This is a genomic window from Hymenobacter fodinae, assembly GCF_004745825.1.
Lineage (GTDB): Bacteria > Bacteroidota > Bacteroidia > Cytophagales > Hymenobacteraceae > Hymenobacter > Hymenobacter fodinae.
This window is the reverse complement of sequence record NZ_SRLA01000003.1, coordinates 42,916-60,622: the sequence shown is the minus strand read 5'-3', so window position 1 is coordinate 60,622 and position 17,707 is coordinate 42,916. Positions and strand designations below refer to the sequence as shown.

Below are 17,707 nucleotides of genomic sequence, written 5' to 3'. Positions count from 1 at the left end.
TCTATAACTTACTGCCCATAATCAAGCCTAATAGGTCATTTATTGACGTTAACCGATAGGATGTCATTGTCTTCACTCAAACTTCCCGAACTTTCCCTTGTCCTGCTCATTGGCACGTCCGGCGCCGGCAAATCCACGTTTGCTCGTCGCTTATTCAAGGCTACTGAAATTGTATCGTCGGACCAGTGCCGGGCGCTGGTGGCGGATGATGAGAATGACCAGTCGGCCACGCCCGAGGCCTTTGCCCTGCTGCACTACCTGGTAGGTTTGCGCCTGAAGCGCGGGCTGCTGACGGTAATTGATGCCACCAACGTGCAGCCCGAGGCCCGCAAAACCCTCGTGCAGCTGGCGCGCGACTACCACGTGCTGCCCTCGGCCATCATCCTCGATGTGCCCGACCGCGTAGCCGAGGACCGCAACCGCCAGCGCGCCGAGCGCCAGCATATGGGGCGCCACGTGGTGCCCCAACAGCGCCAGCAGCTGCGCCGCAGCCTTAAAACCCTCAAGCAGGAAGGCTTCCGCCACATCTACCACCTGCGGGGCCCCGAGGAGGTGGACGCCGTGCAAACCATCGTGCGCGACCCGCTCTACAGCAACCGCAAGCAGGATTCTGGCCCCTTCGATATCATCGGCGACGTGCATGGCTGCTACTCAGAGCTGGTGCAGCTGCTGAGTGGCCTAGGCTATACCGTGGAGGAAACCCCGGTGCTGGATGCGCGGGATTTGGGCGTGCGCGTGACGGCACCGGCCGGGCGGCGGGCACTGTTTCTGGGCGATTTAGTAGACCGCGGGCCAGCCTCGCCGCAGGTGCTCCGGCTGGTAATGGAGATGGTACAGAGTGGCCTAGCGCTCTGCGTGCCCGGCAACCACGACATCAAGCTGCTGCGCTACCTCAATGGCAAAAACGTGAACGAGCAACACGGCTTCGCCGAAACCGTGGCGCAACTGGCCTCTGAATCAGACATGTTTAAGAACCAGGTGCGGCAGTTTCTGGACGGGCTAGCAAGTCACTACGTCCTGGACGGCGGCAAACTGGTAGTGGCCCACGCCGGCATGCGCGAGGAAATGCAGGGCCGCGGCTCCGGGGCCGTGCGGGCCTTCGCGCTGTTCGGCGAGACCACCGGTGAAATTGACGAGTTTGGGCTGCCGGTGCGCTACAACTGGGCCTCTGAGTATCGGGGCCGGGCCATGGTGGTGTACGGCCACACGCCCGTACCCGCGCCCGAGTGGCTCAACAACACCATCGATATTGATACTGGCTGCGTATTCGGCGGCCACCTCACCGCCCTGCGCTACCCCGAGCGGGAGCTGGTATTGGTGCCGGCCCAGCAAGTGTACTGCGAGCCGGTGCGCCCCCTCGACTACCTGCGCCGCCTAAGTGAGGCCTCCACCGAAAAAACAGAAACCAACCACCTTACCGCCCAGCAGCAGCACGACGACCTGCTCGATATCCGCGACGTGACGGGCAAGCAGATCATCAGGACGCGCCTGCTGCCCTCGGTGACGATTCGGGAGGAAAATGCGGCGGCAGCCCTGGAGGTGATGAGCCGGTTTGCCCTGAACCCGAAGTGGCTGCTGTATTTGCCGCCCACCATGAGCCCCTCGGAAACCAGTGCCCTGCCCGATCTGCTGGAGCACCCCGCCGAGGCCTTCGACTACTTCCGCCGTCAGGGCCAGGAGCGGGTAGTGTGCGAGGAAAAGCATATGGGCAGCCGGGTGGTAGTGGTGTTGGCTCGGGATGAGGACGCCGCGCGCCGCCGCTTTGGGGTAGTGGGTGAGGGGCCCGGCAAGGTGTACACCCGCACCGGCCGCAACTTCTTTACTGATAGTGGCCTAGAAGCCGCCTTCTTGCAGCGCCTGCAGGAAGCTCTGACCGCCAGTGGCTTCTGGGAGCGGTTCCAGACCGATTGGCTGTGTCTAGATGCCGAGCTGCTGCCGTGGTCGGCCAAGGCGCAGGAGCTGATCAAGAACCAGTACGCCGCCGTTGCGGCGGCCGCCACCGCCGCCCTGCCCGAAGCCGTGGCCGTGCTCAGCCAGGCCGCCACCCGGGGGCTCGATGGGGTAGAGGCCCTGCTGGCCCGCACCAGCGCCCGCCACACCGCCGCCCAACACTACGCCGAGGCCTACCGCCGCTACAGCTGGCCCGTGGAAAGTCTGGCCGATCTGCGCCTGGCGCCCTTCCACTTGCTCGCCACCGAGGGCCGCACCTACTTTGATAAGGACCACGCCTGGCACATGGAAACCCTGCGCGCTATTTGCCTCCAGGATGAAGGCCTACTCCGCGCTACCCCTTACCGGGTGGTAAATCTCCAGGACCCCGCCGACGTGGACGCCGCCACCCAGTGGTGGACCGACCTCACCGCGGCCGGCGGCGAGGGCATGGTAGTCAAGCCTTACGACTTTATTCCAACGGGCCAGAAAAATCTCGTACAACCCGCCCTCAAGTGTCGGGGCCGCGAGTACTTGCGCATCATCTACGGTCCCGACTACCTACTGCCTGGCAACCTGGAGCGCCTGCGCGAGCGAAACGTGAAATCCAAGCGCAACCTCGCCCTCCGCGAGTTCACCTTGGGCGTAGAAGGCCTGGAACGCTTCGTGGCCGGGGCCCCGCTGCGGGAGGTGCACCAATGCGTCTTCGGCGTACTGGCCCTGGAAAGCGAGGCCGTAGACCCGCGGCTGTGAGAAAGTCCTCGTTTAAAACAGTAAAGCTCTCTTTTTGTACTCGCTTCGCCGCCTTCTTGACCTATGAAACAACTTCACTTAGTACTTCTTAGCGTGCTTCTGAGCGTTTGCCTAGGTAGCAGCCAGGCCGCTACTGCAATGGCGGCTCGGCCGGCCTATCTAGAGCTTAAAGTCTACCACCTCAAAACCAGCCGGCAGGAAGCGGTGATTGATAGTTTCCTGCAGCACCAATATCTGCCGGCGCTGCACGCAGCTGGTATTGCTACTATTGGGGTGTTTAAACCCATTGGCAACGATACGGCCGCTGATAGAAGAATCTATGTGCTGACTCCTTACTCTTCCTTGAAACAATGGGAGAAAGTGAGCAAGGAAACCACCGCCAAGCTGCTGACTGCCGGTGGCGCTTACGTTAATGCGGCTCACAATAGCCCGGCCTATAGTCGGCTGGAAACGGTTTTCATGAAGCCATTTGAGCAAATGACTGGCCTAGCTGCGCCGCAACATAACGCACCCAGAAGTGAGCGGGTGTATGAGTTGCGGAGCTATGAGGGGGCCAGCGAGAAGCTCTTCCGCAATAAACTGCAGATGTTCAATGCCGGTGGAGAAATTAAGCTGTTCTCCCGACTCGACTTCCAGGCCATCTTCTACGGCGAAGTAGTCTTCGGCTCGAAGATGCCGAACTTGGTGTACATGACCTCCTTCCCGAACATGCAGGCCCGAGAAGCGCACTGGAAAGCTTTCGGTAGCGACCCTGAGTGGAAAAAACTATCCGCTCTGCCCGAGTATCAAAACAACGTGTCGCACATCGACATTACGTTTCTGCGCCCAACCGATTATTCGGATCTTTAAGAAGTACAGTACACTACTATACTTTCTTCTTTAGCTGACTTCAGCCAGTGAAAAGCGGGAGCCTTTTCGAGCTGCCATCTAGGCCTCACGCTTCACTGGCAGTGAGATGCTAATTCAACCGTAGGCCCCCTGTAGCCTTCTGTCATTTTCACCCTAGAGTAGACGTAGCCATGTAAATGCCGTAAGAAGTCACGCATCTCTGACTTCTACTTCGGTTGCTATATGTCTAAAAACACGATTTTGGTAGTTGGCGGCAACGGCATCATCGGCCGCAACGCAGTTAGCTACCTGCACTCCACGGGCCAGTGGAATGTCATTGTCACCTCAGCCTCGGCGCTGGATTATGAAACGCCAGCCCGCTACGTGCAGCTGGATCTGCTAAACCCTCAAGCCATGGCCGACCAAGCCGAGCAACTGCGGGAGGTAACCCATGTGATATACGCCGCCTACATTGAAGGCAAAACTCTGGCAGCCCAAACTGAGGTGAACCTGTCGCTGCTGCGCAACCTGGTACTAGGCCTAGAGCAGGTGGCCCCCAACTTCCAGCACATTACCTTTATTCAGGGGGGTAAGGCCTACGGTGCCCACTTGGGCCGCTATAAGACGCCCGCCCTGGAAACCGACCCGCGGCACTTTCCGCCCAATTTCTACTACAGCCAAGGAGACTTTCTGCGGGAGCAATCCGGCGGCAAAGCGTGGAGCTGGACGGCTGTACGCCCCGATATTGTGGTGGGATTTGCCGTGGGCAACCCCATGAACTTGGCTAATCTGATTGCCGTGTACGCCAGCCTCTGCAAGGAGCTGAAGGTGCCTTTCCGCTTCCCGGGCAGCTTACAGGCCTACCACGTGCTGGTGAACGTGACGGATGCTACCCTGCTTGCGGAGGGCATGGAATGGGTATCTACTCACGAAGAATGCCGGGAGGAAATCTATAACATCACCAACGGCGACGTTTTCCGCTGGAGCCAGTTGTGGCCCAAGTTTGCGGAATATTTCGGGGTGGAGTACGCTGAGCCTATCACATTTCCGCTGCACGAGTATATGCAAGACAAAGCGGAGCTGTGGCAGCAAATGGTGCAGAAACACGGCCTGCAGGAGCACACGCTCGATGAGCTGGTACAGTGGCCCTTCGGCGACTTCATCTTTAACGTGGAAGCTGATGCGTTCTTCGATGTAAACAAGCTGCGCCGGGCTGGTTTTCACAACATGCACCTCGATAGCTTCATTTCCTTCCGCAACCAGTTTGAGCACCTGAAAGCCGAAAAGGTCATCCCGTAGCTGAGCAAGTAACAGTTACGGGCGTTTTAGAGCTGCAATCAGGGTGCGTGATGCTCTATACTTTGTGTGCCCTGACTGCAGCTATACCCCCGAGTACTCACTTGGTTTCCACTAGTTTTGCCGTTTTCAGCCATTTAAGCGCTGCCGCTACCTTAGCATCCTGGCGGAAGTCCGTGAAATTGTCGCCGCCGGTGATGAGTACGTCGGGGGCGGCGTTGGGGCAGTACACGACTTTGTGGCGGTCGGTTTCCTGGGTGCCGGAGATGGTGAGGTAGGCCGTGCCGCTGATCTTACAACTCTCATTGGCAGTGATCCAGAAAGGTTTAAACGGAACCGGGGAGTGGGGTAGCAGTAGTTTGGCAGTGAGCCGCCGGGGTAGCAGCCAGTAGCAACACGAGTAATCCTGCTTTCTTCATGCAGGCCAGATGCGGTTTGCTAAGAAAGGGTTGGCTAGGGAAAAACTATCCGGTTTTGTGGCGCGTGCTACTCTTGGGGATCAAATAGGCCTACATTATGCTTGACTGCGAATGACTTGGCTGCGTGATAAGCCATGTAAGCTTCAGAAAAGGAAAATGCAGCATAAATTACCTTGTTCCCAACGCTATAATCCGTTGTTCTTGGGTCGTCTATGTCTTTTGTTGCGTAGGGGCCATTCAACGGCGGAAAAACGGATATCATATCCATAAACCAGTTGCGCAACGCTACTGTGGTATGCGCTGGGTCTTCATAATCGTGGTCTTCTGTCCATTCTGTCTGCTTCTCATGCCATTGCATAAAGTCAGCCTTGCTTTGAGGGGCTGCCTCTTTATCAAAAACCATTAAATCGAAGCTCATATTAAGGTTCTACAGTAAACAAGTTAATGTCTACTTGCCGCCCAGGCTCTTGTCTCGTGCGCCCTTGAACTCGGAGCCTGCGCGCCATTGCGGGAAGGTGGTTTCGGCGGCCAGGCGCTGGCCTACGCGGAAGTAAAGCTGGGCGTCCTGGGCAATGCCCGAGAGGTCCCAACTGGGGTCGAACTGGTCAGCGGGCTTGTGGTACATGTTGGCGGTGTAGTTCTGGCGCTGCTGGGCAATGGCCGCTTTGCCGCCGGTACGGCTCTCGAAGCCCCCCGAGGCGTAGAGGGAGGGTACGCCCACGTGGGCAAAGTTGAAGTGGTCGGAGCGGTAGAACATACCGGTTTCGGGCGTCTGGTCGGGTAGCACGTAGCGGTCCTGCTCCTTGGCCGCGGCGCGGGCATAGTCCTCCAGCTCTGACTGCCCGTAGCCGATAACCGTGAGGTCTTTCATCTCGCCGTAGGGCCAGAGCATGTCCATGTTCAGGTCGGCGACGGTTTTGTTGAGGGGGTAGGGCGGGTGCTGGGCGTAGTAGGCCGAGCCCAGCAGACCCTGCTCCTCGGCCGTTACGGCCAGAAACACGATGCTGCGCTCCGGCTTCTGCGGGGCTTTCTGGAAGGCTTCGGCAATGCTGAGCAGGGCCGCTAGGCCAGTACCATCGTCCACGGCGCCGTTGTAGATGGAGTCGCCGGCAATGGCTTTGCCCACCCCGAAATGGTCCCAGTGAGCCGAGTAGATGATGTACTCATCGGGGCGGGCGGTACCGGGCAGCACCCCCAGCACATTGCGCGAGGTCTGGCGGCGGAGCTTGTTCTGGATGCTGCCCGTGAGCGTGAGCCCCCCGAGTGGCCTAGGCCGGAAGCCCTTGGTGTTGGCGGCGGCGTAGAGCTGCTCGTAGCTGAGGCCGGCGGCCTGGAACAGCTTTTTAGCCGCGTCCAGCGTCAGCCAGCCCTCCAGGGCGCACTTGTCGGCGCCTTTGTTGGCGGTCTGGGCGCGCAGCTTCGGGCTGATGGCCCCGCTCAGCACCACCGACCAGGGGTAGGCGGCCGGTTGGGTGTCGTGCACGATGAGGATGCCAGCGGCGCCGTGGCGGGCAGCTTCCTCGTATTTGTAGGTCCAACGGCCGTAGTACGTCATGGCCCGACCCTTGAACAGGGTGGTATCCTGGCCCGCGTTGCCGGGGTCATTCACCAGCACCACCACGGTTTTGCCCTTCACGTCGAGGCCGGCGTAGTCGTCCCAGCCGTACTCGGGGGCTACCACCCCGTAGCCGGCAAACACCAGCGGGGAGTTGGTTACCTGCACCTTGGGCTGCTCGCGCTGGGTAAACGCCACAAAATCAGTTTTGTACTGGAAGCTCAGTGGCTGGCCTTTGCCCTTGACGAGTAGGGTGGTGGCGGGTGTGCCGGTAATTTCAACCAGCGGCACCGGTTGAAAGTAGCTTCCCTCGGGCCCCGGCTGCAGGCCTAGCCGCTTGAACTCGTCGGCCAGGTATTGGGTGCTGCGCTCTTCGCCCAGGGTAAACGGCTTGCGCCCCATCATCTCATCCGAAGAAATCGCCCGCAGATACTTGCTGATGCTGGCCGCGCTAATGGCAGCCGGGGGCGCTGCTGGGGTAGTAGTAGCTTCGGCAGTGGCAGTTGGGGTAGCCGTAGCCGTGGTAGCCGACTGGGTTTGGCACCCTGCTAGGCCTAGGCCCAGCAGGAGCGAGGCGGGGAGGAGCTTATGCCAAGAGTAGAAAGTAGGCGCAGACATAGATGCTGGAAGCGTACGTGAGAAGGATAACCAGCCCACTAGGCTAAGGGTGCCGCCCAACTCTTGGTAGGCACAGCCAGGGGCGGTAGTTCTGGTGGTGCAGTTTAGCTATTCTGCGGAGAATGGCAGTGTACTACTTTATCTTGTGGCCCGCCAACGCCGCACTATTCCCATTCTCTCTAAATGCACGCCCGCATCCAAACCGACCTCACCCAACTCGAAGCCACCCATAATATCCGCATCCTGTACGCCTGCGAGTCGGGCAGCCGGGCCTGGGGCTTTCCTTCGCCGGACTCCGACTACGACGTGCGCTTCATTTACAGCCACCCCGCCGAGTGGTACCTGACCCTGGATGAGGGGGCCGACACGCTCAACTTCCCCGTGGATGAGGAACTGGACCTGGCCGGTTGGGAGCTGCGCAAGGCCCTGAAGCTGCTGCGTGGCTCCAATGCGGCCCTGCTGGAATGGCTACAGTCGCCGGTGGTGTACCAGGAGGCACCGGGGTTTCGGGCGGCGCTGGCGCCGCTGCTAGGCCAGTGCTGGAACCCGCGGGCCGGGCTGCACCACTACCTGGGCCTGATGCGGCGCGGGGTGGAGGAGGACCTGCTAGGGGAGCAGGTGCGCCTGAAGCGGCTGTTCTATGCGTTGCGCTCTACGCTGGCGGCCCGTTGGATTCAGCAGCGCCACACCGAGGTGCCGCCGATGGAATTTTGGCTGTTGCGGGAGTTGTTGCCGCCGGCGCTGAATGCCATTGTGGATGAGCTACTGACGCAGAAGGCTTCCGCCAACGAGAAAACCACCGTACCGCGCCCAGCGCACCTGGTAGCTTATCTGCGGGAAGAGTACCAAGCCGCCCAGGCGGCCCGCGTTACCTTGCCTATTTCTCGCACCACTGACCCTACCCCAGAGCTAAACCAGTTGTTTCGGGCATGGCTCCATACCTCAGTCTGACTGATCTGCGCCCTCTGCGAAAACCTCTGCGTCTTCTGCGGGAACCAGCACCCACAACAGCTCCTAGGCCAGTCGGTAAATAAATTCCTCCACTTCCGTCTGTCGCGCTCGGGCAAAGCCTTTGTCCGTGCCAACTTTCACAAACCCGCAATTTCCCAGCACCCTCTGCGAGCCTACGTTGTCGAAAGCAACCCGTCCGAACAGTGGCCTAGCGCTTTCAAGAGCCAGGAATTTCTTGGCCGCAGCAGTGGCAATGCCCTGGCCCCAGAAGCTTCTATCAATCCAATAGGTAATTTCGGCGTCGCCCTCCTGCACAAACTTCGCGATGCTGCCTACCACAATTCCCGCTACCAAGATAGTCTGCATGTGAATGGTGGGGTCGTGCAGAAACCGGGTGTATTTTTCCCGGTAGGCCACCGGGTCGGTATGGTTGGCGGGCATGAAGGCCGCCAGGTAACCTGCCTCCTCGTCTAGCTGGAAGCGGAACAACTGTTCCAGGTCGGCTTCTTGGGTGGGCCTTAGGTATACTCGCTTATCCTGCATTCGGCGGCTGTTATTCTCCTTGAAATATGCTCACTATTCCTGACCTGCGCCAGCGCGGCCTGATTCTCTTCGAAGCCATTAGCGGCAGCCGCGCCTACGGCACCCACCTGCCCCATTCCGATACTGACCTTAAGGGCGTGTTCATCCTGCCCGAAACAGAGTTCTACGGCCTCGACTACGTGCCCCAGGTAGCCAACGACACCAACGACGAGGTGTTTTATGAGCTGCGCCGCTTCGTGGAGCTGCTGGTGAAAAACAACCCCACGGTGCTGGAGCTGCTGGGCACGCCCGAAGACTGCGTGGTGTACCGCCACCCGCTGTTTGCCGCGTTTCGGGCCGAAGATTTCCTCTCGAAGCTCTGCCGCCTGAGTTTCGCCGAGTATGCCGTGGCTCAGATCCGCAAAGCTCGAGGACTGAACAAGAAAATTAACCACCCCGAGCCTCCCAGCCGGAAGTCGGTGCTGGACTTTTGCTACGTCACGGTGGGCGCGGGCGCCCAGCCGGTAGCTACCTGGCTTGCCCGGCGCGGTTACGCGGCTATCCAATGCGGCCTCGCCAACGTGCCGCACTTACAGGATTTGTATGCCCTGTTCGTGGACACTACCCCCGACCAGCGCCTGCACTACCGCGGCCTGGTGCGCGACCCGGACACGTCCCAGGACGTGCAGCTGTCGGCCATTCCGAAGGGGGAGGAGCCAGTGGTCTACCTCAGCTTCAACCGCAACGGCTACAGCACTTACTGCCGCGTGTACCGCGAGTACAAAGAGTGGGAGCAGAAGCGCAACCCCGAGCGCTACCAGAACACCGTGCAGCACGGCAAAAACTACGACGCCAAGAACATGCTGCACGTGTTTCGGCTGCTGCGCATGGCCGAGGAAATTGCCCGCACCGGCCAGCTCCACGTCCGCCGCCCCGACCGCGACTTCCTGCTGCAAATCCGCCGCGGCGAGTTCGAGTACGACTACCTCCTGGCCGAGGCCGAAGCCCTGGTAGCGCGGGTAGAAGCCGCATTTGCCACCTCCGCGCTGGCCGATGCACCGGACACCACGGCCGCTGAGCAGCTGCTGGTGCAAACGCGCCTGGCCTGGTACGCCGAGCACCTGGCCTGAAAAACAACTGCTGATACTTGCAGCGGTTCTGCTCCGCCGCCTATCTTGGCCGCCAGAATACTTCCTCCTGCTTCAAGGGGTATAAACCAGGTCAAACGCAGCTTACTTCATTTTCTGAAAAAAAACAGCTGCGCCATTACCCGGCACCGGCCCTGGGAGCAGGAGGGAGGTATTCGTTCCTATACTATTTGATGAAGCAGTAGCTCAGTTGGTAGAGCAAAAGCGTCAGTTCAGAAATTATCCGTTGTGGTCAAGTCGCGCTTACTTCTTCGGTAGACCCTTCGGGGTTTTGGTTCAAATCCAAATAGCTCGGCCCTTACCGTCTTCTGGGCCCATCTGAACTTACTTCTCTGGGATCTTTGGGTCGCTGGTTCGAGTCCAGCCTGCTTCACGTCTTATTCCGCATTTTCTACTATTAGCTCCCAGGCGCGGGTGGGAGCGTCCGCCTTATTTGTCATGTCAGAGGAATTCCTGAAAGTAAGCCTGCGCCAGCAGGCCGTGTATATACCCGCTACGAACCTACCTGCCGTTCCCGCTACCATCACACCTACCACGGCCGGACTGGTGGCCAACTTGGCTAAATTAGGCTATGGCGTGTCGGAGCCGCTGCTGCGGGCGCTGGAGGGTACTAAGCCCGCCTTTCAGGCCCGGCTGCTGGAAGTGTTTCGGGAGGTAATGGGCACGAGCAAAAGCTGGCTTCCTCTGGTTAAGGGCTGGGATGTACCTACGGGCGAGTCGTGGGTAGACCACCTGCTGACCTGGTTTGCCAATATGTTTCCGGCCCAGGGCACGCGCCTGCCCTGCGGCCACCTCATTCCGCCTAATACGTTTCCGCTGGAGCGCTACAACGGCTGTCCATTCTGTGGCACGCCCTTCGGCGGCGCCACGCTGGAACTACATGAGCAGGGAAGCAAGCTGAAAGTGCTGGAACTCTGGACCGAAACCGACGCGGAAGCATTCCTGCGCAGCCTGCTCGCCAGCAAAACGGCCCTCGATGCCACCCAGCAGGACAGCCTGCGCCTGCTGTTGAGCGTACTGCCCCTGCCCACCGAGGTGCCCATTGCCATGAAGGAAACCCGCATGGCTGTCATCGACATGTATGTAGCCCGGCAGCAGCCCGCCCTGGCCCAGCCGCTGTTTACCTCGCCTACCGATGTGCTGCGCTACCTCTGGTTTAAGCACACCGGATTTCTGCAGCTCGTGACGCCCAAAACGATCCATGGGCGCCAGCAGAAAAACAGCCGCAACCTCCACCCCGCCCTGAGCCAAGGTGCGGCGGCTGGCGTGCAGGCCCGGGCCGCGCTACAGCTGAAATATAGCCGCCGCGACGCCGCCATGGTAGCCGACTGGCTGAATGCGCTGCCCCAAACGCCGGTGCAGCAGTGCGAAATCATGCATCCCAAGCGCGGCATGTGGGTACGCTTTATCCGGGCCCTGCGGCTAGCTGAGTATAGTCAGCGGGCCGGCCGCACCCGCCTGCGCGAAACATTGGATCGATTTTACCGCCAGGATTACCCTGTGTGGCAGGGCCAGGTGCAGCAGGCTCGTCTGCGCGCCGACGCCTCCCGCACGCTGGGCTTGCTGCAGCAGCAGCCAGGGCTGTTTGCCCGCTCCTTGTTTGCTAATATGCTGTGGTTTGGGCCTGAGCCAGTGGTAGCAGCCTTCCGGGAGGTGCTCGACCAAGTACCGGCGCGCTTGGTATTCACCCTTCATATGTACGCGGAAACCTACTTCGACCCCCAGCACGGGCGGACGGTAAAGCCCCTGGGCGGGGTGGGCAAGCGAATTCCGAGTAATCGTTTACTGAGCATGTATGAGCCTGCTCAGCTTGCAGCCATGCGCGAACAGGTTACTGAACTGTGCATGGAAGTGGTGCGCCGGCGCTTTGCGGCCCAGCCTACCACGAGCCGTACCATTTTCATCGATCCAACGCTGCACTACCTGCCCGTGGCTATCGGCGACCGAAGCGAAACGGTGCAAGACGTGCCCTCGGCCCTAATGGGTACCCGCTTTACCGTGGAAGGCGAGGCCGTGCGCCTATTTCTGCAGTGGGGCATGGGGCTGCCGGCGCAGCACCTGGATATGGACCTGAGCTGCCGCATAGCCTACGACAGCCGGATGGACTACTGCGCCTTCAACCAGCTCACCACCATTGGCTGCAAGCACAGCGGCGACATTCAGCACATTCCGAACCAGGTGGGCACGGCTGAGTACATTGAGCTAGACTTGCCGGCCCTGCAGCGGGCTGGGGCCCGGTATGTGGTATTTACCTGTAACGCGTACACCAACGGCGCTCTGTCTCCCAACTTGGTTGTAGGCTGGATGAGCAGCCAGCAGCCCATGCGCATAAGCAGTAACGGCGTGGCCTACGACCCCTCTTGCGTGCAGCATCAGGTGCGCGTTACCCAAACGCTGAGCAAGGGGCTGGTATTCGGCGTGCTGGCGGTAGAGCGCCGCGAAATTATTTGGCTGGAAATGCCCTTCGCCGGTCAGCTCACCGGGAATCTTGATGTAGCAGCTGTAGAGTCGTTATTGCGGCGGCTAGAGGCTAAGCTCAGCGTAGGCACCTTGCTGCACCTCAAGGCCGAAGTCCAGGGCCTGCACCTAGTTGATACCCCCGAAGCCGCCGACGAAGCCTATACCCGCGAGTGGGCCCGTAACCCTGCTTTAGTCACGCAATTACTGATTGACTAGAAGGGTATCCCACTTACTAAAACCAGCCCAGACGAAGCCAGAAACGAGCTATTCTAAAGGAGCAATCTCGCTTCTGGCTTCGTCTGGGCTGGTTTTTTCTGTTCGGTTGCTTACCGTGTGGAGTGGCGTCCTACTTTGTAGGAAGACTGGCTGCGGGCTTTTCGATTGAACAAGCCGCGCTTTTTGTGGGCTTTACGGCCTTTGTACTTTTTATAAAAGGGGCGGTGCGTGTAACTACGACCTTTCATTTTAGCCCGAGCATATGCCGTAGGACGAGCTGCCACTGATTCGACATTGCTGGCGAGCAGCAGCGCGAAAAATAGAAGGAGGATTCTGTACATAAGGCAAACCAGAATTAATGTGTTTTTACATAACTCAAGTATTACCTAAAAATTGCGCAACCAGTAAATAAGAGTTGTCGTTAGCTCAGGTCCTTTCCTATAAATGCGAAACGGCGGCCCCCTTCTGACTCAGAAAGGGGCCGCCGTTGCACTTGTTTTCGATACGCTAGCTATTAGCTACCGCCGAGCGTTTGGTTACGCGATGGGCGAGCGGGAGCCGGGGTTGATTTCTTGGCTTTGCGGCGCTTCCAGAACTGGTACCAGCGCCGAGATTTTTTCGTGCGTTTGCTGCGCGAGTAATATTTGTAATTGGGACGGTGCACGTACACTTTACCGCGCATCTTGGCGCGAGCAGCGGGGCCCCCTTGGTCAGCTAATGCTGGGCTGGCGTCTACGAGCGCCATAAGAAAGAGCCAGAGGAGAAGGAAAATTCTTGCCATAATATGAATAGTGAAATGCGCGAGGAGTTGCGAATGATGATGAAGGCTTGGCAAATGTCTGGCCATATTCCGAGACAATTGGAAAAAAGTTCGCCGTTGCTATAGAAAAAGTTCCTCTTTACAGTTTTATTATTAGTAATATATATTCACCAGTAGCTGATATACAGAGGGTTGTTACTTGATTTTCTCCTATTAAGCTTGATGCGATTTGGATACTTTCTTGCAGACCTTTCTGTATGGATGAATCCTTGCTAAGCCAGCTGACTGGTAAATGTTTTGACGTAGCTCAGCTGTTAAGCGCAAACAGAGTGGTATCCTCCCGTAATTTGGGCTCTCATTGAGCCTTGAGTGTATGCCTTATTCTTTGTTACTGTTTGATTACGACGGAACCCTTTGTAATACCCGACAAGCCATTGGGCACGCCCTGCGCCGGACTTTTCAAGAACTAGGCCTAGCCGAGCCAATGAGCGAAGTATTGGAAGGAATAGTGCACCAAGGGCTGCCGTTGGCGCAAACTTTAGGTCACTTTTATCCTGCAGGCCCCACCGCCCTCCCCGATAACTGGCTGTCGGTGTACCGTCACGTGTATGCTACCGAAGCAGAACCCTTGGTACAACCCTTTCCGGGGGCAGTAGAAGTACTGGCCGCTGCTACCGATCAGGGTGCGCAGATTGTCGTGCTCAGCAACAAAGGTTTACCCATCCTGGAAGATTCTCTGGCCCGATTAGGACTCCGGCAATACGCGTTGCTGGTGCTGGGGGATGGCAGTAGTACGGCTAGTGGTAAGCGGCTACCCATGAAACCGGCGCCTGATTTGTTCACGGAATTGATTCGGCCCCGTTTTCCTGAGCATCAGCTGTCTAGCACTCTCATGATTGGTGATACAGCCACTGATTTGAAGTTTGCCCGCAACTGCGGCGTGGCTTCGTGCTGGGCTAGTTATGGTTTCGGTCAGGAAGCCGATTGCCTGGCTCAAAACCCTACCTATGTGGTTCAGAGTCTGCGGGAAGTGCTGCCTTTGTTAGCCAATTAGCAGTTGATAAGTGCCACTAGCTTGTATTAACCCATCCTCATCAACAGTATTCTATTGATATGACCCAGCCCATAGCATTGCACAGCTCCACACCTGTGGAGCAACAACTTAGAGCCGCGCTGCTAGGCTTGGCAGTGGGTGATGCGCTGGGCGTGCCCGTTGAATTTCAGAGCCGCGCGGCCCGTCGGCAACAACCAGTGGTGCATATGCTGGCCTACGGTACGCATAACCAGCCCACCGGAACCTGGTCTGATGATGCCTCCCTTACGTTCTGCTTGGCGGAAAACCTGTGCAAGGGTTACGACATCAATGACTTGAGCCAACGCTTTATTAACTGGTACGAGCACGGCTACTGGACGCCCCACGGCCATGTTTTTGACGTAGGCATCACTACTGCTGAAGCTATTCGCCGCCTGAAATCAGGAATTTCGCCCCGGCTTGCCGGCGGCACCGATGAATACAGTAACGGCAATGGCTCCTTGATGCGGATTCTCCCGCTGGCTTTTTATCAGGTGCATGACTCCGTAGAGAGCCGGTTCCAGCGTATTGTTGAGGTATCGTCCCCGACGCACGGGCACATTCGCGCCGCGGTGGCCTGCTTTGTGTACTTGGAAATGGTCCGGCATCTGCGCGCGGGGCATACGCCGGCAGAGGCCTACGCCATGCTGTGCTCTGAACTACCGGCCCAACTATACCAACTCAATATTTCGGCTCGCGAAGCCGACCACTTCGAGCGCATTCTTAGTGGCCGGCTACCCGATCTGCCCGCTACGGCCATCAGCAGCGGTGGCTACGTACTGCACACATTAGAAGCGGCGCTCTGGTGTTTGCTGCGCTATGGTACTTTCCATGAAACTGTGCTGGCAGCCGTTAATTTAGGCGATGACACCGACACGACCGGCGCCGTAACGGGTGGCCTAGCGGGCCTCTATTATGGCGAAAGTGCCATACCCGCAGAGTGGCTAACGGTTTTGGCCCGACGAGCTGATATTGAAAACTTAGCTCAACGAATGGCGCTGGGGCCCGGTGTGCTGTGAGGTAGCGTCGGCGCTCGGAAAATTCAGCACGAAGGAGGTACCTAGCCCTTCAATGGAATTTACTTCAATCTTGATGCCGTGCAGATCAGCAATTGTCCGGACGATGGACAGGCCTAGACCGTAGCTGTCGGAGTCGGCGGCGCTGCCCTTATCGAAGCGCTGAAACAGGCGCGGCAACTGCTCCTTGCTGATGCCTAGGCCAGTGTCACGAATTTCAAGCTCATAGCCAGTAGTAAGAGCCGGGCGCCCTAGCACGTACACCAAACCGCCCTCCCGGTTGTACTTGATGGCGTTGTTTATCAGATTAAACAGTAAGGTGAACAGCAGGCCGCGGTTGCAGTTCACCACCTCAAAATCCGGCTTCAGCTCGTGCGTTAACGTCAAATCCTGAACCGTCAACCGGTCTTGCAGTTCTTCGCTCACTTCCGATACCAGCTGGCTCAGCGATACAGTTTCCGTCCGGACAAACTGGTCGTTCTCGATTTTCGAAATCATCAGCAGCGACTTGATGATGGTACGCAGCCGATGCACGGTACGCTGCGACTCCACCACGCGCAGCAGGTTTTCGTTGGAAAGACTCTCGTCGGTGAGCATATTATCGAACCGATACTGCAGCGCGGCCAAGGGCGTAAGCAACTCGTGCGAGGCATCGGCAATGAACTTGCGCTCTTTGGTGAAAGAGGCCTGAATAGTTGTCATCATTTCGCGCAGGCTCTCGTCGAGGTAGCGAAAATCGTCGGTATTTGTAGGGATAGGAGCAAAATTGAACGCCGCCGGATGATGCGCATTTTTCAGGCGCTGCCGAATTATAGTGTAAAATGGCTCAAGTAGATACCGGAAGAAGGCTAAGTCGGCCAGCGTAGTTAACGCAATAGCAATCAGAAGAATATAGAAGGCGTAATTGCGAAAATTGCGCTCGGTTTCTCCAATACTGCCCGTACTGCGCCCAATCTCCAGCAAATAATACTTCCCATCTTGATTAAAAGAGTAGCTCAGTACGCGGTACTCAACAATCTCATCTTCCACTGCCCGCTTAGAATCTTCGATGACGTCTATTTTCGGGCCGGGTGGAATGGTTTCCAGCGAGATAAACTCCTCTTTGAGTAGGTTGTAGCTACCGTACGATGATTGCCCGCCCTCTATGAAGGCCGAGATGCCGTTGCGGCGAATCAGGTTCAGCACCTTTTCCTTCTTTTGCGCCAGCCGCTGATCAGTAGTTAGCAGGGCTAAGCGGCTCATTGCTAGCGGCAGCACACCAACCAGCAACAGCAGAATAGCCCCCCGTGACAGGGCATTGAAGAGGGAAAATTTTGTCGTGAGCTTCAAGTGCGCAAGAAATCAGGGGATGAACATCGGCACGGACAGCCGTGACCAGGTGCATAACTGATTTGGCAAGATAGCGCTCTGGTTGCGGAGTGCTACTATGTACGATAACGCGAGCGGCGTGGACTAGGCCACTTTGCCAATAGTCTTAGGCTTGCCGCACCCGGTAACCTACACCACGGACGGTTTCAAGCCATTCCACCTCACTGTACTGGCTTAGTTTCTTGCGTAAATTTTTGATGTGGGCATCGATGTAGTTGGAATCGAAGCCTGAAGCGGGCAGGTTACCCCAAATATGCTCCGTTAGCTGCAGGCGCGTTAGTACCCGGTTTTTGTGCAACACCAGGTAGCTCAGCACATCAAACTCTTTTACCGAGAGGCCTACCTCTTCGCCCTCAAACAATACCCGCCGACTTTGCAGGTCTAGATGAAATAGGCCGCAGTTCACTAGGGGCTTGTGCAGCCCAAAGCGCCGCCTTGTAATGGCGTGCATGCGAGCCAGTAGCTCTGGCAAAGAGAAAGGTTTAGCTAAGTAGTCGTCGGCACCAAGCTCAAGCCCGCCGATGCGGTCTTCAACCGCCCCCCGAGCGGTAAGAATAATGAAGGCGGCTGTTATCTCATTCTGTTTAGCTTCGGCCAGCAACTGCAGTCCGTCACCATCGGGCAGGCCTAAGTCAAGCAACACAAAGTCGAATGGGGTATCGGCTAACTGTTCACGGGCTTCGCGGGCTGAGCGAGCCACAGTGCACGTGAAATTTTGCTGATGAAGAAAAATACCCAATTCTCGGGCTAGAGTGCGCTCGTCTTCAACTATTAAAACCGTCATAGGAGGGTGGGG

At 57.8% G+C, this 17,707-nt stretch carries 15 protein-coding genes; 8 read left to right on the top strand and 7 right to left on the bottom strand.

Going from position 1 to position 17,707, the window contains the following annotated elements; all coding sequences use genetic code 11:
- The first annotated feature begins 60 nt into the window (after nt 1-60).
- From EU556_RS14265 to EU556_RS14255, 3 genes are all read left to right on the top strand, one after another.
- Nucleotides 61-2,682 (top strand): polynucleotide kinase-phosphatase, encoded by a 2,622-nt coding sequence (locus EU556_RS14265; RefSeq protein WP_135434828.1) that lies wholly within the window; start codon nt 61-63, stop codon nt 2,680-2,682.
- Between the two features lie 63 nt (nt 2,683-2,745).
- Nucleotides 2,746-3,531, top strand: a complete 786-nt coding sequence (locus EU556_RS14260; protein WP_135434827.1) for an NIPSNAP family protein — start codon at nt 2,746-2,748, stop codon at nt 3,529-3,531.
- A 222-nt stretch (nt 3,532-3,753) separates the two neighbouring features.
- Nucleotides 3,754-4,809, top strand: a complete 1,056-nt coding sequence (locus tag EU556_RS14255) for an SDR family oxidoreductase (protein WP_135434826.1) — start codon at nt 3,754-3,756, stop codon at nt 4,807-4,809.
- A 97-nt stretch (nt 4,810-4,906) separates the two neighbouring features.
- Here EU556_RS14255 and EU556_RS26665 read toward each other — a convergent pair whose 3' ends face one another.
- The 3 genes from EU556_RS26665 to EU556_RS14245 all read right to left on the bottom strand — a co-directional run bounded on the left by EU556_RS26665 (nt 4,907) and on the right by EU556_RS14245 (nt 7,398).
- Nucleotides 4,907-5,038 (bottom strand): hypothetical protein, encoded by a 132-nt coding sequence (locus EU556_RS26665; RefSeq protein WP_262709657.1) that lies wholly within the window; start codon nt 5,036-5,038, stop codon nt 4,907-4,909.
- Between the two features lie 254 nt (nt 5,039-5,292).
- Nucleotides 5,293-5,643, bottom strand: coding sequence for a hypothetical protein (locus EU556_RS14250; RefSeq protein WP_135434825.1), 351 nt, complete (start codon nt 5,641-5,643; stop codon nt 5,293-5,295).
- Between the two features lie 30 nt (nt 5,644-5,673).
- Nucleotides 5,674-7,398, bottom strand: a complete 1,725-nt coding sequence (locus EU556_RS14245) for a M28 family metallopeptidase (protein ID WP_135434824.1) — start codon at nt 7,396-7,398, stop codon at nt 5,674-5,676.
- Nucleotides 7,399-7,581: 183 nt separating this feature from the next.
- Here EU556_RS14245 and EU556_RS14240 point away from each other — a divergent pair, with 183 nt between their 5' ends.
- Nucleotides 7,582-8,349, top strand: coding sequence for a nucleotidyltransferase domain-containing protein (locus tag EU556_RS14240; protein WP_135434823.1), 768 nt, complete (start codon nt 7,582-7,584; stop codon nt 8,347-8,349).
- Nucleotides 8,350-8,412: 63 nt separating this feature from the next.
- On the opposite strand, the gene EU556_RS14235 is transcribed toward EU556_RS14240, so the two are convergent.
- On the bottom strand, nt 8,413-8,892 hold the full coding sequence (locus tag EU556_RS14235) for a GNAT family N-acetyltransferase (RefSeq protein ID WP_135434822.1): 480 nt from the start codon (nt 8,890-8,892) through the stop codon (nt 8,413-8,415).
- 26 nt (nt 8,893-8,918) lie between these two features.
- Here EU556_RS14235 and EU556_RS14230 point away from each other — a divergent pair, with 26 nt between their 5' ends.
- On the top strand, nt 8,919-10,001 hold the full coding sequence (locus tag EU556_RS14230; RefSeq protein WP_135434821.1) for a DNA polymerase beta superfamily protein: 1,083 nt from the start codon (nt 8,919-8,921) through the stop codon (nt 9,999-10,001).
- Nucleotides 10,002-10,457: 456 nt separating this feature from the next.
- Entirely contained in the window at nt 10,458-12,695 is a 2,238-nt protein-coding gene (locus EU556_RS14225) for a hypothetical protein (protein ID WP_135434820.1), read from the top strand.
- A 514-nt stretch (nt 12,696-13,209) separates the two neighbouring features.
- Here the strand turns inward: EU556_RS14225 and EU556_RS14220 are convergent.
- Nucleotides 13,210-13,440 (bottom strand): hypothetical protein, encoded by a 231-nt coding sequence (locus EU556_RS14220; protein WP_135434819.1) that lies wholly within the window; start codon nt 13,438-13,440, stop codon nt 13,210-13,212.
- Between the two features lie 388 nt (nt 13,441-13,828).
- On the opposite strand from EU556_RS14220, the gene EU556_RS14215 reads away from it, so the two are divergent.
- Entirely contained in the window at nt 13,829-14,509 is a 681-nt protein-coding gene (locus tag EU556_RS14215; RefSeq protein ID WP_135434818.1) for an HAD family hydrolase, read from the top strand.
- A gap of 59 nt (nt 14,510-14,568) precedes the next feature.
- A complete protein-coding gene (locus tag EU556_RS14210) occupies nt 14,569-15,546 on the top strand; it encodes an ADP-ribosylglycohydrolase family protein (RefSeq protein ID WP_135434817.1) in 978 nt (325 codons plus the stop codon).
- Here the strand turns inward: EU556_RS14210 and EU556_RS14205 are convergent.
- Both EU556_RS14205 and EU556_RS14200 read right to left on the bottom strand, forming a co-directional pair.
- Nucleotides 15,508-16,872 (bottom strand): sensor histidine kinase, encoded by a 1,365-nt coding sequence (locus EU556_RS14205; protein WP_135434816.1) that lies wholly within the window; start codon nt 16,870-16,872, stop codon nt 15,508-15,510. The genes EU556_RS14210 and EU556_RS14205 overlap by 39 nt on opposite strands.
- Before the next feature lie 145 nt (nt 16,873-17,017).
- Complete coding sequence (locus EU556_RS14200) at nt 17,018-17,695, bottom strand: response regulator transcription factor (protein ID WP_135434815.1); 678 nt, start codon at nt 17,693-17,695, stop codon at nt 17,018-17,020.
- Between the last annotated feature and the right edge of the window lie 12 nt (nt 17,696-17,707).